Origin of the sequence: Massilia genomosp. 1 (assembly GCF_011682185.1) — a bacterium.
In the GTDB taxonomy this organism is placed as follows: Bacteria; Pseudomonadota; Gammaproteobacteria; order Burkholderiales; family Burkholderiaceae_D; genus Telluria_A; species Telluria_A rubra.
The window spans coordinates 1-573 of record NZ_WHJF01000366.1 but is presented as its reverse complement, the minus strand read 5'-3'; the positions used below and the strand labels follow the sequence as shown (position 1 = coordinate 573).

Sequence of the window (573 nt, the reverse complement as noted above, 5' to 3'; positions counted from 1 at the left end):
TGGCGTCGATCACGCCGCGCAGGGTGCCGCCCTTGTCGCGCACCATCCAGACGGTATTGTTGTTCTTGTCGCCGTAGGCCACCACCTGGCCCTGCGTGTTGTAGTCGACCCACTCGCCGGTCTTGTCGCTCCAGCGGTAACCATTGGCAATCTTGACCGGCGCCAGGGTCATGCTGCCCGCCGCCAGCTGCGTGTACGCGGCCGCGCTGGCCGTGTCCGGCACGGCATTCACCGCGCGCTTGTCGAGCATGGTCCGGTTCGAATAGGCATAGCGGCCCTGCTCGCCCGTATACAGCTCGTTCTTGCGGCGCAGCGCTTCCAGGTCGCGCACCGGCGCCGTCTTTTGCGCATCCCCATGCATGCACAAGGAAAAATAGTCGGAAGAAACCAGCCGCGGCGTCGGATAGTCTTCCTTGTCCTTCTCGCCCATCAGGCTGTTGAAGGGGGTGGTCCGTTCCGACAGCATGGCAATGCCGATCGGCTTGTCGCCAATGAGCACCAGGCCGGTGGACGGCTTCCAGTCTTCGTCGACCATGACCCAGCATGCCTTGGACTCTTCGCCGTCCATTGGCT

At 63.5% G+C, this 573-nt stretch carries 1 protein-coding gene; it reads right to left on the bottom strand.

All coding sequences use genetic code 11. The features are described from left to right. Positions 1-573, bottom strand: a 573-nt coding sequence (locus tag F1735_RS34120) for a hypothetical protein (protein WP_167241480.1), incomplete at both ends; no start/stop codon positions are given.